The following is a 14,041-nucleotide window of genomic DNA, read 5'->3' on the forward strand; positions in this document are numbered from 1 at the left end:
CCGCACTCACCACGCGATCACGAGGAGCACTCATGACCGACCGCCCGGCCGACCCAGCAGGCCCACCGGACTCATCAGGCCCACCGGACTCATCCGCGACCACCGCCGCGCTGTCGTACGCCAGCGGGGCGGGCGAGGTCCCGCTGCTCGGCGACACCATCGGCGCCAACCTGGCCGGCGCCATAGAGCGTTTCGCCGACCGGGAAGCGCTCGTCGACATTCCCACCGGCCGCCGCTGGACCTACGCCGAGTTCGGCCGGTCCGTCGAGGAGGTCGCGCTCGGGCTGATGGCCAAGGGCGTCGGCAAGGGCGACCGGGTCGGGATCTGGGCCGTCAACTGCGCCGAGTGGGTGCTGGTGCAGTACGCCACCGCCCGCATCGGCGCGATCATGGTCAATATCAACCCCGCCTCCCGCGTCCATGAGCTGACGTTCGTGCTGCGGCAGGCCGGTGTGTCCGTACTGATCTCCTCGACCGAGCACAAGACCAGCAACTACCGCCGCATGGTCGAACAGGTGCGCTCCGAGTGTTCCGCCCTGCGCGATGTCATCTACATCGGCGACCGCACCTGGGACGGTCTCGTACGGGCCGGCGCCGATGTGTCACGGGAGCGGCTGATCGAGCGCGAGGCCCGGCTGACCTGCGACGACCCGGTCAATATCCAGTACACCTCCGGTACGACCGGCTTCCCCAAGGGCGCCACGCTCTCGCACCACAACATCCTCAACAACGGCTACTCCGTCGGGGAGACCCTCGGCTACACCGAGCAGGACCGCGTCTGTCTGCCGGTCCCCTTCTCCCACTGCTTCGGCATGGTGACCGGCAACCTGGGCGCCACCAGCCACGGCGCCTGCATCGTCATCCCCGCCCCCACCTTCGACCCGGCCGCCACGCTCCGGGCCGTCGAGCAGGAGCGGTGCACCTCGCTGTACGGCGTCCCGACGATGTTCATCGCCGAACTGGGGCTGCCCGACTTCGACTCGTACGACCTCTCCTCCCTGCGCACCGGGATCATCGCCGGATCCACCTGTCCGGTGGAGGTGCTGCGGCGCGTGGTGGACGAGATGCATATGGCCGAGGTGTCGATCTTCTACGGCATGACCGAGACGTCGCCGGTGTCCACCCAGACCCGGCGCGACGACGATCTGCGCCATCGCACCGGTACGGTCGGCCGGGTGCTGCCGCACCTCGAGATCAAGGTCGTGGACCCGCTGACCGGGGTGACGGTGCCCCGCGGCACCCGCGGTGAGCTGTGCACCCGCGGCTATTCGGTGATGCTCGGCTACTGGGAGGAGCCGGAGCGGACCGCCGAGGTGATCGACGGGGGCCGCTGGATGCACACCGGCGACCTCGCGATCATGGGCGAGGACGGCTATGTCCGGATCGTCGGCCGGATCAAGGACATGATCATCCGGGGTGGGGAGAAGGTGTACCCCCGGGAGATCGAGGAGTTCCTGTACACCCATCCCAAGATCGCCGATGTGCAGGTCGTCGGCGTACCGGACGAGAAGTACGGCGAGGAGATCCTGGCCTGCGTCATCCTGCGGGAGGGGGCCAAGTCGCTCACCCGCGACGAGCTGGCCCGCTTCTGCCGGGGCCGGCTCGCCCACTACAAGGCGCCCCGCTATCTGCGGGTCATGGACGCCTTCCCGATGACCGTCAGCGGTAAGGTCCGCAAGGTCGAGCTGCGCCAGGCGGGCATCGCCGACGCGGTCCGGCTGCGGAACTCCCGGACGGAACAGACGGAAGCGAAGGCCCAGGCCACCCCCCTGCGCTGACGCATCAGGCGCACACCCGGCGCCAGAAGCATGTCCGGCGGCAGCCTCACCCGCTGCCGCACGGCATTGAAACCGCACCCCTGCTCCCTCCCCCCCCGCCCCTCGGCCCGGGCGGCGGCTCTGTCAGTGCCGCGTGATGGACTGTCATCAGTACGGCAAGCGGTATGGCGGGGCACCACGGGGGGCACTGATGACAGGGCGGCGTTCGGCACTGGCCGGGATCGACACACTGCGCGGGCTTTCGCGGGGCGAGCCTCCGCTGCCCGCGGACGAAGGCGTACTGAGGGTCCTGGGCGCTACGCATGTCTCCTTCTGGCCAGGCGCGGAGTTCCCCGACTGGGTGCGCGAGGCATGGGAGGCCTGGGACGGCCGCGGGATCGCCGACCCGCTGCGGCCGGCGCCGGCGCCCGAGACCGGTCGGGTGCTGAGCAGGCTCCGCGAGGACCGCGTCTGGAGCGACGAGCTGGGGCTCAGCGAAACACTCCGCGGCGAACTGGACACGGCCTGGTTCGCGGGCGCGGTCACCGGCCCGGACCTGCTCGCCACCATCCCTGCCCGACACACCATGCCGGTGTGGAATCTCTCGGACTCCCCGGCCCTGCACGGGCTGGATCGGACGCTGCGCACCTTCCTGGCCGGTGCGCTCGGCGCCGACACGGATGCCTGGCTGCGGCTGATGACCGCCGTGGAGGAGGTGCGCACACTCCCCGGCGCGGATCGCGACGCCACCTGGCCCGATCTACTGGCCCACGCCGCCGACACCGCCCCCGACCCCGAGCGGATCGTCCCGTACGCCAAGGTCACCGGCCGGGACCGGGAGAAGCTGCTGGGGCGGCGCACATGGACCTGGCCGGCCGGGGAGGTGCTGCGGCGGGCGCCCGACGCCAAGATCCTGGACGCCCTCATGCCGCTGCTGCCCGACCACACGGGATGGCTGCTCGCGCTGTACGTGATCGCCCAGCGGCAGGCCGCGCCCGAGGCGGTCGTCGAGCATCTGGTGCGGCGCCGTGACCGGGAGACGCTGGTGATGCTGGCGGAGTGGGTCGACCTGGACCCGCCCACCTACCGCGCCCTGCTCGCCCAGGGCGACCCCGAGGTCCACCTCGCCCTGCTCGATACGCATTTCTACCTCGGCCCGGAGGAGGCCAGGCGGGTGCTGGACGGCACGGTGCCGCTCGCCCCGTACGCGCAGCGGATCCCCTACGGCGCCTGTCCTGACTTGCTGCACGCGGCCGAACCAGAGCTGATCGAGGCCGCGTTCGCGCACGACCGCGGGCGGTTCAAGACCCCCGAGCAGCTGGTCGGCTGCCTGAACATGCTGCGGCGCGGCGGTCCCCCGCGTCTGACGGCGCTGCTGGCCACCGGCCGAGTGGGTGCCGCCGTCACCAAGATGTGCCACCAGGCTCTCGCCTCCGCCGACCCCCTGGCCAAGCTCGAAGCGCGGGCGAAGCGCGAGCTGACGACCCAGAGGCTGGCGAGTCGGCTGCGCAGGGTCCGCTCCACCCTCGGCTACGACGACACCGACCGGCTCCTCGCCCTCTTCCCGGACATCGACTGGGCGTATCTGGAGGCCGAGCACGCCCGCGAGCCGTTCGACTTCTGGCCGGTGGTGGTCGGCCACGCCAGGACTCCCTCCGCCGTCGCCGCACGCCACGCCGACGCGATCCTGCGTGACCGCCGCGCCAGCTACCGCCGCCGTCCCGCCCGGGACGCCGAGATCGCCCGCGGCATGATCCGGCATGGCCTCAGAGCCAGTGACTGGCGGGCGATCACCTCACGCGCCGACCGGCTGCTGGCCGACGGTCTGCTGACGGACTGCGACCTGGTATCCGTCGCCGCCCCCGCCGAGCGCATCCTCGGCTACCTCGGCAGCGCCCTCCGCCGCCCCGACGCCCCGCACCAGGCCCGGGCCGCCACCGAGCGGATCGCCGAGCTCGTCGCGGTCCACCTCGACGGCAGCGCCGACCCGGACGCGGCCTGGCAGCGGACGTACGCCCGGCTGACCGGGCAGGACCCTCGGTGGCCGCGGGCCGGCAGCATCGAGGCCACCCTCACCGAGGGTGACACCGCCGGTCCGTCATGAGCGCAAGCGCAGACCGGCGGTGAAGGAGCGGATCAGCCCGGCGACCGCGTTCGGGTGCTCCAGGAGCATCGCATGCGACGCGTCGAGGGTTTCGAGGGTGACGTGGGGGTGTGCGGCGGCGAGCTCGCCCAGGTCGCGGTCGAGGCCCTTGACGTACGCGGCCATCAGCTCGTCGAACCACGCCAGCGGGCCGCCCTGAGCCACCAGCCGCCCCGCGCGGACGATCAACACCGGGCGGGTGAGACGGCGGTAGACGGGGAAGAGGTCGAGCGCGTTCATCTGGCCGAGCATTTCGAGGCCCCGCTCCCGCTCGGGCCGCATATACAGCTGCCCCTCCGGGGTCTCGCCGAGCGCGCGCCGGATGCCCTCGTCGAGCACGTCGGGCGCGATCCCCAGTGCCTGGGCCATCGTCGCCTGCTGGGCGAGCACGGTGGTCTCCAGCTCCTCCGGCGGAAAGGTCCGGCCCATCGCGGCGGCGGAGAACTGATGGGCGCGGTCGAGGCCCTGGACCACGGTGTCCCGGTCGAGGCCCGCGTACTGCTCGGGGCGGCCGTGGCCGACGCCGTCGAGGTTCACCGCGGCGGGGGTGCGCGGATGGGCGTCCGCGTACAGCGCTGCGGCCATGCCGCCGAGGGAGTGGCCGACCGGTATGGCCTCCGCGATGCCGCAGGCATCCAGGACGGCCTCGATGTCGTCGAGCACGGCGGGGAACGTCCAGGGGGTGGAGCCGGGGCCGGAGCGGCCGTGGGCGCGCAGGTCCATCGAGACGACGCGGTGGTCCGTGGCGAGGTCGGCCGCCGCGACCGACCAGTCGGCGAGGGTGCGGGAGGCCCCGTGGAGCAGCAGCAGCGGGGTGCCGGCGCCGCCGTGGTCGCGTACGGCCAGCGGCACGCCGTCGCGCTCGACGGTGAGCTCCGTGGGGGAGACAGGGGCGGATGAGGGCATGGGACATCGCTCCGTGGCGTGGTGGAAAGGGATTGACCACCACCGTAGGGCGGTTCGGAGAGCCGAAGATCATCCCCGAAGGGGAGGTCCGAGAGCCCTCCGCCGGGTCATAATGAACAAGGCCCCGACACAGAGCGCCCCAACACAGAACAGGGGCTCACCGCTTGGGCGGCCCCACCCGGATCAGCGTGTCCGCCGGGTCGTTGATGGGCTGTGGGGTCCCGGTCAGATCCATGATGAAAAGCGGCAGCTGCAGCGCGTCGGCGCGCGCCCGCGCATCCCTCGCGTAGCCCGCGAGCGAGAAGAAGACGCCGGCGGCGGATTCGTTGAGCCCGTTCAGCCACAGGCACTCGATATCGCGCAGCGCCGTGGGCCGGGTGGTCGGGTCCACCTGGGCGACCACACCAGGACCGCGCAGATCCACCCCGGAGGCATCCTGGCCCTCCGGCCGCCGCACACCGCCGAAGCCGAGCCATTTCAGATACTGCGCGGCGGCCGTCACCGCGTCCCGCGCCGTACGGATCGTCACCGGCCGGAACGCGGGCCGCAGCACGGGCCGGCCCGGTGGTCCGGCGGCCCCCGTCGCCGGGCCGCCGGGGCGGGCGGTGGCCGGGGCGCGCTCCGCGGGGTCGGGCGCCGGCGCCACGGGGACGCGGACCAGCGCCCCGCACGCGCAGCCGAACTCCGGCTGGGGCCAGTGGCCCTGCCGGCCGCACATGGCGCAGTTGGCCGCCACCCAGGTGTCCTCCCAGGTGCGGTGCTCGATCTTCCGCGGGGCGCCGTCGCGCACCACGGGGAGGGTGAGCGGCGCCCCGCACGAGCACGGGTAGGTGGGCGGAGTGAACGACTGCTCGCGGCGGCACGAGGGGCAGCGCACCGGCACGCTCTCTGTCATCTGTAGCTCCGAGTTCCGAGGTTCGAGTTCCGGGAGAGAGGGTCTGTGCCCATGCTCCATGAAGCGCGGGGTCGGGGGCGGCGACTTGGGGGTTCTGCGTCCGGCGGACCGACCGCCGTGGGACGCTCGTGACGTCTCCTGTGCGGGGGCAGTACGTTGGCGGGGTGAGACTGAGGGTTGAGTTCACCACCGAGCCGTTCGACCTCGACGAGGTGCCGCCGCACGCCGTGGTGGCCCGCGACATCGTCCAGGGCGCCCCGCTGGACTCCGTCGACGTCGGCCCGTTCGGCAACACGGCGGAAGGCGGTGCGGAGCACGTCCTGGCCGCCGTCCATGAACTGCTGCGCGAGTCCCTGGAGGCGGGGGCGACCCGTATCTCGCTCCAGGTCAACGTCATCCCGGAGTCGGCCGCGGCCACGGGCGAGGCGAGGGAGGGCGGCAGGTGACCCGTCCCGCCGACGACCCCTTCGCCACGGCGGTCAAGCCGCTGGTGGATGCCATCGGCGGCCGGCTGATCGCCCCGGACAGCGCCGAGGGCGACGATGTGGTCCTCTCCTGGGAGGGCCGGGAGGTCGTGGCCGTACGGCTGCCGCACCTCTCCGACTCGCTCGACCACATCCTCGCCGAGCTCCGCCGCCGCCACGGCGTCCCGCTCGCCGATCTCGACCGCAAGACCAAGCAGTCGGTCGTCCGCCTCCTCGAACAGCGGGGCGCCTTCTCCATGCGCCACGGCGTGGAGACGGTCGCGACCGCGCTCGGCGTCAGCCGCTTCACCGTCTACAACTACCTCAATTACGCCGATGAGCAGCGGGCCAAGGCGCGTGGGGGCGGTGAGCGGCCGCGGCAGGACGACTGACCCGGCGCACCGCGGCGATCAGGTCGGTTGAACCGCGATCAGGCAGGTGTCGTCGTCGGTGTCGGCGATGTCGCAGGACAGCAGGTCGTCCAGATAGTTCTCGAGGTCGTCCACCGGGCGGCCGGCGGCGGCGAGGAGCTGTCCAAGGGCTTGGTCGATGCCGCTGTCGCGGCGCTCGATCAGGCCGTCGGTGTACACCAGCAGGATGTCGTGCCGTCGCAGCTCGTGCTGGGTCTCCTCGTACGAGGCGGCAGCGACAGCGCCCAGCAGCACACCGTCCGGCGGCGTGAGCGCTTCGGCCTTCCCGCGGCTGACGAGGATCGGGGGCACATGCCCCGCGTTGGCCCAGCGCAGGGTCCGGGCGGCGGGATCGAACAGGCCGCACACGACGGTCGCGGTGACCTGCTCGGAGAGGCAGCACGCGACGGTGTTGAGCCAGGAGAGCAGCCGGCCCGGCCCCGCACCGGTGACGGCCAGGCCGCGCAGGGCGTTGCGCAGGACGACCATGCCCGTCGCGGCGGCGATGCCGTGGCCGGCGATGTCACCGACCGTGAGCAGCACCCGGCCGTCGGGCAACTCGACGGCGTCGTACCAGTCTCCGCCGACCCGCTGGTCCTCCTCCGCCGGGCGGTAGCGCACGGCGACCCGCAGCCCCGGCCGGTACACCGGGTGTTCCGTCGGGGGCATGATCGCCCGCTGCAGCTGTCGGGTCAGCCGATGACGCTCCGCGGCCTGCTGCTCGGCACCGGCAAGCCGGTCCCGGGTGGCGGCCAGCGCGACCTCGGTCCAGCGGTGGGGGGAGATGTCCTGGTAGGCGCCGCGTACCGCGACCAGGAGCCCGGAGGCGTCGCAGAGGGGTTCGGCGACCACCCGCAGGTGGCGGACCACCCCGTCGGCGCGCCGAAGCCGGAAGGTGATCGCGCTCTCCTTCCGCTGGTGCAGCACGCTGCGCAGGAAGCGCCGTACGGCGCCGGTGTCGTCGGGGTGCGCATGTCCGGAGAGCTGGTGCAGCGGCACCGGGGCCGCGCCGGGCTCCAGCCCGTACAGGGCGGACAGCTGCTCGGTCCAGGAGATCTCACCGGTGGTCAGGTTCTCCTCGAAGGCGCCGATCCGGCTGAGCCGCTGGGCGTGCCCCAGCAGCTCGGCCAGCCGGGTGTCGCCCTCCGGGAGCCGCCAGCTGAGCAGCACCACATCGCCGAAGCGGGCCAGCCCCACGGCAGTCACCACGGCCGGTGGCGCCGCGCTGCCCGGGAACCTGAGCACCGTGCTCCGGCTGCGATACGGAGCCCCAGTGCTGTGCACCCGCTTGATCCGCTCGAACAGGCCGCCCTCCGCGGCGAACAGCGGATACGCCTCCAGCAGCGGGAGCCCGGTCAGGGAGCCACGGGGACGGCCGGCCGGGTCGGTGAAGCGCGTGTTGGTGTGCTCGATCATGAAGTCGGTGATCCGGCCGTCGCGGTCCCGCAGCGGGCGCAGCAGGGCGGCGGAGTCCAGCAGGCCGTCGAGCAGTCCGACGAGCCAGGCGGCGGCCCCGCCGGGCGGGCTGCCCGACTCCACGCCGTGGTCGGAGAGCGACAGGGCGCACAGCTGGGCCAGGGCGTCCAGCTGCCGTTGGAGGGCGAGCCCGGGGTGGGGGCCTGGCCAGTGGACCTCCAGGACGCCCACCCGCTGACCGCCGACTTGAGCGGGCACGACGGCCCGTGTGCCGCCGCTGCCGCCGCCGATGGTGGGCGGCGGAAGGTCGCCCGACTCGTTGATCCACAGCGTTCGGTCCTCGGCGATGGCCTGCTGGGCCGGGGTGCCGAGCCCCGGCGGGACATAGCGCCAGCGGGCGGCCTCGGCGGGGCCGAACCCTGCCTCTCCGGCCAGCGTGAGGGAGCCGTCGGGGGCGGCCGACCACACGGCGGCGGCGGTGGCGCCCAATGGTCTCAGGGCCCGGTCGAGCAGGCCGCGGGCGAGCGCCTGGGTGTCGTCACCGGCCAGGATGGCGGCGGCCTCCGCCGTACGCAGCCGCAGGGCGGGCCCTTCGCGCCGCGGGCCCGCGGCTTTCCCCGCGGGTTCCTCTGCCGTCCGGCCGGTGCCGGGCGTGGCGGCCTGCGCGGTACGGGCTTCCGCGACCGCGCTTGCGGTGGCGTCCGAGGCGGCCTGGTTGATGATGTCGGCGGCCAGTTCGGGCAGGGGCATCCGGGCGTCGGAGGCGAGCGTCCGCAGTTGCCGCGCGGCTTCGGCCGGAGCGCAGTTCAGCCGTTCCACGAGGACGCCCTCGGCGAGTTCCACCAGAACCCGGGCTTCGCGGTCCTCCCACAGGGCGTGAATCTCGGTACTCAGCCGGTCGACCGTGGCCGCCAGCCCGGCCGTTCCGGCGTCATCGTGTGGTGCGGGACGCACGGCGGGTTCGGAAGCGGCGGGTTCGGAAGGGGGCCGCTGCCGCGTGGGCTCGGGCTGCTGCTCCACCATGGCGTTGCTCCTCGGCCCGGGGATCCGGCGGGCGGTTGCCCTGCTCGCCGGGTGCCCACCCCAAGCACATCACAGGTCGAGCCAGCGGCGCATGCAGTGGACCAGCTGCTGTGCGTCGACGGGCTTGGGCACGTAGTCGTCCGCCCCGGCGGCCAGGCACTTCTCCCGGTCACCGGACATGGCCTTGGCAGTGACCGCGATGACCGGCACACGGCGACGCCCGGGCATGACACGGATCGCCGCGGTGGCGGCGTACCCGTCCATCTGCGGCATCATCACGTCCATCAGGACCAGGTCGATGTCCTCGTCGGCCAGCGCCTCCACGCCTTCACGGCCGTTCTCGGCGTGCACGACGCGCATGCCGTGCAGCTCCAGGATGCCGGTGACGGCGAAGACGTTCCGGGCATCGTCGTCGACGATCAGTACGGTGCGGCCGGCCAGCGGGTCGGCCTCCGGGGGTGCGGGCTCCGGCCTGGTCTTCGGGGCGTGGACCAGCGGCAGGGCCTCGCCGGGGCGCTCGGCGGTCAGGTGCAGCACGATGCGCATCCGTAGCTCGTCCAGACTCGTGAGCACTTCCAGCGGTTGGGCGCCGGCCCTGGCCCGGAGCCGGTGCTCCTCCTCGGCCGAGGGCGCCTGGTGGCCGCAGTGGACCAGGACGGGGACGTGGCGCAGGGCCGGGTCGGCGTCGGCCCCGGCGTCGAGGAGACGCAGCAGTTCGCCCGCGCCCTCGCGGGGCAGACCGCAGTCCACCACCGCACAGTGGTGTGTCCGGCCGGCCAGTGCGGCCGCCGCCTCCCCGGGATCCGCGGCGGTGTCCACCCGGACGGGCGAGGGGACCCCGGGCAGGTCGGCGACAGCGCTCTCGGCCAGCAGGGACAGCAGCCCCCGCGGCCTGGCCTCGACGACCAGCACGCGGCGCCCCGCGGGTGGCACGCCGTGGCGGTCCGCGGCGTGGCCGGCTTCGCCGGGGCGTCCCGGGCCGCCGGGTGCGCTGCCGTGGCGGTGGCGGGGCGCGGCGCCGGGCACATCCGCTGCGGGGGCCGCGGTGGCGGTGCCCGGCGGGTGCGGTGTCGCGGTGTCCTGGACGGTGGGGTGCACGGTCGGCAGGTACAAGGTGAAGCAGCTGCCCTCGCCCTGGGTGCTCCGGGCGTGGACGGAGCCGCCGAGCAGATAGGCGATCTCGCGGCAGATGGACAGGCCCAGGCCGGTTCCACCGTACTTGCGGCGGGTGGTGCCATCGGCCTGCTGGAAGGCGCCGAAGATGCCCTCCAGGTGCTGTTCCGAGATGCCGACACCGGTGTCGGTGACCCGGAAGGCCAGGGCGGGGCGGCCGGAGCGGCGGATGGAGTCGGGCAGGTCGGCGGCCTCCTCGACGGGTTCGATCCGCAGTTCGACATGGCCTGCCTCGGTGAACTTCACCGCGTTGGAGAGCAGGTTCCGGAGCACCTGGCGCAGCCGGGACTCGTCGGTGACCAGTTCGGACGGGACTTCGGGCGCCGTGACGACCTGGAACTCCAGCCCCTTCTGGGAGGTCAGGGGGCGGAAGGCGGCCTCCAGGGAGTCCAGTAGCCGGCGCAGCCGGAAACGCTCGGGGCTGATGTCCATCTTCCCCGCCTCGACCTTGGACAGGTCGAGGATGTCGTTGATCAGCTGGAGCAGGTCGGAGCCGGCGGAGTGGATGACTTCCGCGTACTCCACCTGCTTCGGGGTGAGATTGCGGCTGGGGTTCTGGGCCAACAGCTGGGCGAGGATGAGCAGGCTGTTGAGCGGGGTCCGCAGCTCGTGGCTCATGTTGGCCAGGAACTCCGACTTGTACCGAGAAGCACGGGCGAGCTCCCGGGCCCGGGCCTCGAGCTCCTGCCGTGCCTGCTCGATCTCCTGGTTCTTCGTCTCGATGTCCCGGTTCTGGCTGGCCAGCAGCGCGGCCTTCTCCTGCAGTTCGGCGTTGGAGTGCTGCAGTTCCTCCTGGCGGACCTGGAGTTCCTCCGAACGTGCCTGAAGCTCGCCCGCGAGGCGCTGGGACTCGCCCAGGAGCTCGTCGGTGCGGGCGCCCGCGATGATGGCGTTGACGTTGCCGCCGACGGTCTCCATCAGCTGGTCCAGGAAGTCCCGCTGCACCGGGGTGAAGCGGCCGGTGGAGGCCAGCTCGATGACGCCGAGCACCTGCTCCTCCGCCATGACGGGCAGTACGACCAGGCTGGCGGGGGCCGCGCCGCCGAGCCCGGAGGAGATGACGTAATCGGCCGGGACGTCGTCCACCGCGATGGTGCGCCGACTGCGGGCGGCCTGACCCACCAGCGACTCGCCTAGCCGGAACCGCGTGGGGCGGCGGGAGCCCTCGGGACGGCCGTAGGAGTCGATGAGGCACAGCCGCACGCCGTCGTGGGTGTCCTCGGCGAGGAAGAAGGCGCCGTACTGGGCGGAGACCAGCGGTACCAGCTCGTCCATGATCAGCCCGGCGACGTCGGCGAGATCGCGGCGGCCCTGTATCAGGCCGGAGATCCGGGCCAGGTTGGTCTTGAGCCAGTCCTGCTCCTGGTTGGCCCGGGTGGTCTGGCGCAGCGACTTCACCATGGCGTTGATGTTGTCCTTGAGCTCGGCGACCTCTCCGGAGGCGTCCACGGTGATGGAGCGGGTGAGGTCGCCCTCGGCCACCGCACTGGTGACCTCGGCGATCGCGCGGACCTGCCGGGTGAGGTTGCCGGCCAGCTCGTTGACGTTCTCCGTGAGCCGCTTCCAGGTGCCCGAGACGCCCTCCACTTCGGCCTGCCCGCCGAGGCGGCCCTCGCTGCCGACCTCGCGGGCCACCCGGGTCACCTCCGCGGCGAAGGAGGACAGCTGGTCGACCATGGTGTTGATGGTGGTCTTGAGCTCCAGGATCTCCCCGCGGGCGTCCACGTCTATCTTGCGGTGCAGGTCGCCGCCCGCGACGGCGGTGGTGACCTGGGCGATATTGCGGACCTGGCCGGTCAGGTTGTTCGCCATGGAGTTGACGCTGTCCGTGAGGTCCTTCCAGGTGCCCGCCACATGCGGCACCCGGGCCTGGCCGCCGAGGATGCCGTCGGTGCCCACCTCGGAGGCCACCCTGGTCACCTCGTCGGCGAACGCGGACAGCGTGTCGACCATGGTGTTGATGACCCCGGCGAGGGCGGCGACCTCCCCCTTGGCCTCGACGACGATCCGCTGGGAGAGGTCGCCCCGGGCGACCGCGGTGGCCACCTGCGCGATGTTCCGAACCTGGCCGGTGAGATTGGACGCCATGACATTGACGTTGTCGGTGAGGTCCTTCCAGGTGCCGGAGACCCCGCGGACGGTGGCCTGGCCGCCGAGGTTGCCCTCGGTGCCCACCTCGCGGGCCACCCGGGTCACCTCGTCGGCGAACGCCGAAAGCTGGTCGACCATCGTGTTGAGGGTCTCCTTGAGCTCCAGGATCTCCCCGCGAGCGTCCACGGTGATCTTCTGGGAGAGATCGCCGCAGGCCACGGCGGTGGCCACCTGCGCGATGTTCCGCACCTGAGTGGTGAGGTTCCCCGCCATGGCGTTCACCGACTCGGTGAGGTCCTTCCACGACCCCGACACGTCCGGCACCCGGGCCTGTCCGCCGAGGCGGCCCTCGCTGCCGACCTCGCGGGCCACCCGGGTCACCTCGGAGGTGAACCGTGACAGCTGGTCCAGCATGCCGTTGAAGACGGTGGCGATCTCACCGAGCAGCCCGTCGCCGTCTTCAGGGATCCGGGTGCGGAAATCGCCGTCCCGGACCGCGGTGAGACCGTCGAGCAGGCGGCGCAACCCGGTCTCGTCCATCTGGCAGGCCACGCTCGCAGGTCCGTCCCGCGCGGCCGCGCCGAAAGCCTCGGGCATCTCCGCTCCCGCCGTACTGATCCACCACCGACCGACCGGCCGACCGGCCGGAAGGCTGCCTGGAGGTCGCGGCCCTCGGCCGCCGGAGGCCGCCCGCCGGTCGCCCCGTCGTCTCCAGTGTGCCGCCGACGTTTGTGTGGCGGGCGGCGCGGCCCGAGGTGCCACTGTGCGCCCGCGCACCGTCACCCGAAGTTTTCAACAAACTGTTGACGTCTTACGGGGGCGGCTCCTAGCTTGCGAGTGTGACTACCAGCGCTCCGCCGGGACTGGCCCGGTTCAACGCAGCCGACGACCCGGGCGTCGCCGCCCTGCTGCACGAGGTGTGCGCCAGCCGGGCGTGGGCGGCGGCGGTGGCCGCCGGGCGGCCGTACGGCAGCGTCGACGCGCTGCTGACGGCCGCCGAGCAGGCCATGGCGGGGCTGACCGACGCCGACCTCGCCGAGGCGATGGCCGGGCACCCGCCCATAGGGCGGCCGGAGCCCGGCGACGCCACCTCGGCGCGCGAGCAGAGCGGGGTGGGGGAGGCCGAGCGAGCGCGGCTGCTGGAGCTGAACCGCGCCTACCAGGAGCGCCACGGGCATGTCTTCCTCATCTGCGCCACCGGGCGCGGCGGCGAGGAGATGCTGGCTGCTCTCAACGAGCGGATCGGCAACGACACCGACACCGAACGCGAGATCGTCCGCACCGAGCTGGGCAAGATCAATCGCAACCGGCTGGCCCGGCTCATGGCCATGGACGAGGAGGGAGCGGAGCGGTGACAGCCAAGACGCCCGGTACGCACACCACCCCGCACACCCCGCACACCTCCGTGTCCACGCACATCCTGGACACCGCCCTCGGCCGCCCGGCCGGCGGAGTGGCCGTCGAGCTGTCCGTCCGCCCCGCGGGCGACGCGCCCTGGGCGGCCCACGCCGGCTCCAGCACGGACGCCGACGGCCGCTGCAAGGACCTGCCCGCCCTCCCCGAGGGCACCGCGTACGTACGGCTGCGGTTCGAGGTCGAGCCGTACCTCGCGCGCGCGGGACACCCATCAGCCGAGGGACAGGGATACGGAGCCTTCTTCCCGGAGGTGGCGGTGGTCTTCGCCGTCGAGCCCGGGGAGCACTACCACGTGCCCCTGCTGCTCAACCCGTTCGGCTACTCCGTATACCGAGGGAGCTAGCACC

10 protein-coding genes are annotated in these 14,041 nt (G+C 72.6%); 6 read left to right on the top strand and 4 right to left on the bottom strand.

The window, feature by feature from the left end; translation table 11 throughout:
* The first annotated feature begins 32 nt into the window (after window positions 1-32).
* Both ACFV2X_RS34165 and ACFV2X_RS34170 read left to right on the top strand, forming a co-directional pair.
* Entirely contained in the window at window positions 33-1,778 is a 1,746-nt protein-coding gene (locus ACFV2X_RS34165) for an AMP-binding protein (RefSeq protein WP_385624115.1), read from the top strand.
* Between the two features lie 190 nt (window positions 1,779-1,968).
* Window positions 1,969-3,861, top strand: a complete 1,893-nt coding sequence (locus tag ACFV2X_RS34170; RefSeq protein ID WP_385624118.1) for a hypothetical protein — start codon at window positions 1,969-1,971, stop codon at window positions 3,859-3,861.
* Here ACFV2X_RS34170 and ACFV2X_RS34175 read toward each other — a convergent pair.
* Both ACFV2X_RS34175 and ACFV2X_RS34180 read right to left on the bottom strand, forming a co-directional pair.
* Window positions 3,856-4,806 (bottom strand): alpha/beta fold hydrolase, encoded by a 951-nt coding sequence (locus tag ACFV2X_RS34175; protein WP_385624121.1) that lies wholly within the window; start codon window positions 4,804-4,806, stop codon window positions 3,856-3,858. The genes ACFV2X_RS34170 and ACFV2X_RS34175 overlap by 6 nt on opposite strands.
* A 157-nt stretch (window positions 4,807-4,963) precedes the next feature.
* Window positions 4,964-5,701 (bottom strand): hypothetical protein, encoded by a 738-nt coding sequence (locus tag ACFV2X_RS34180; RefSeq protein WP_385624123.1) that lies wholly within the window; start codon window positions 5,699-5,701, stop codon window positions 4,964-4,966.
* 164 nt (window positions 5,702-5,865) lie between these two features.
* On the opposite strand from ACFV2X_RS34180, the gene ACFV2X_RS34185 reads away from it, so the two are divergent.
* Window positions 5,866-6,147: a hypothetical protein gene (locus tag ACFV2X_RS34185; protein ID WP_385624126.1), complete on the top strand. Its 282-nt coding sequence runs from the start codon at window positions 5,866-5,868 to the stop codon at window positions 6,145-6,147.
* Window positions 6,144-6,557 (top strand): helix-turn-helix domain-containing protein, encoded by a 414-nt coding sequence (locus ACFV2X_RS34190; protein ID WP_385624128.1) that lies wholly within the window; start codon window positions 6,144-6,146, stop codon window positions 6,555-6,557. The genes ACFV2X_RS34185 and ACFV2X_RS34190 overlap by 4 nt, the downstream gene beginning before the upstream one ends.
* An 18-nt stretch (window positions 6,558-6,575) precedes the next feature.
* Here the strand turns inward: ACFV2X_RS34190 and ACFV2X_RS34195 are convergent, their stop codons facing one another.
* Entirely contained in the window at window positions 6,576-9,014 is a 2,439-nt protein-coding gene (locus ACFV2X_RS34195; protein WP_385624131.1) for a SpoIIE family protein phosphatase, read from the bottom strand.
* 69 nt (window positions 9,015-9,083) lie between these two features.
* Entirely contained in the window at window positions 9,084-12,818 is a 3,735-nt protein-coding gene (locus tag ACFV2X_RS34200) for a HAMP domain-containing protein (protein WP_385624276.1), read from the bottom strand.
* A 299-nt stretch (window positions 12,819-13,117) separates the two neighbouring features.
* On the opposite strand from ACFV2X_RS34200, the gene uraD reads away from it, so the two are divergent.
* Both uraD and uraH read left to right on the top strand, forming a co-directional pair.
* Entirely contained in the window at window positions 13,118-13,633 is a 516-nt protein-coding gene (gene uraD / locus ACFV2X_RS34205) for a 2-oxo-4-hydroxy-4-carboxy-5-ureidoimidazoline decarboxylase (protein ID WP_385624132.1), read from the top strand.
* Window positions 13,630-14,037 carry a hydroxyisourate hydrolase gene (uraH, locus tag ACFV2X_RS34210; RefSeq protein WP_385624134.1) on the top strand — a complete coding sequence of 136 codons (408 nt, stop codon included), beginning with the start codon at window positions 13,630-13,632 and terminating at the stop codon, window positions 14,035-14,037. Before uraD ends, uraH begins: the two co-directional genes overlap by 4 nt.
* The last annotated feature ends 4 nt before the right edge of the window (window positions 14,038-14,041 follow it).

Source organism: Streptomyces sp. NPDC059679 (assembly GCF_042734105.1).
Classification (GTDB): domain Bacteria; phylum Actinomycetota; class Actinomycetes; order Streptomycetales; family Streptomycetaceae; genus Streptomyces.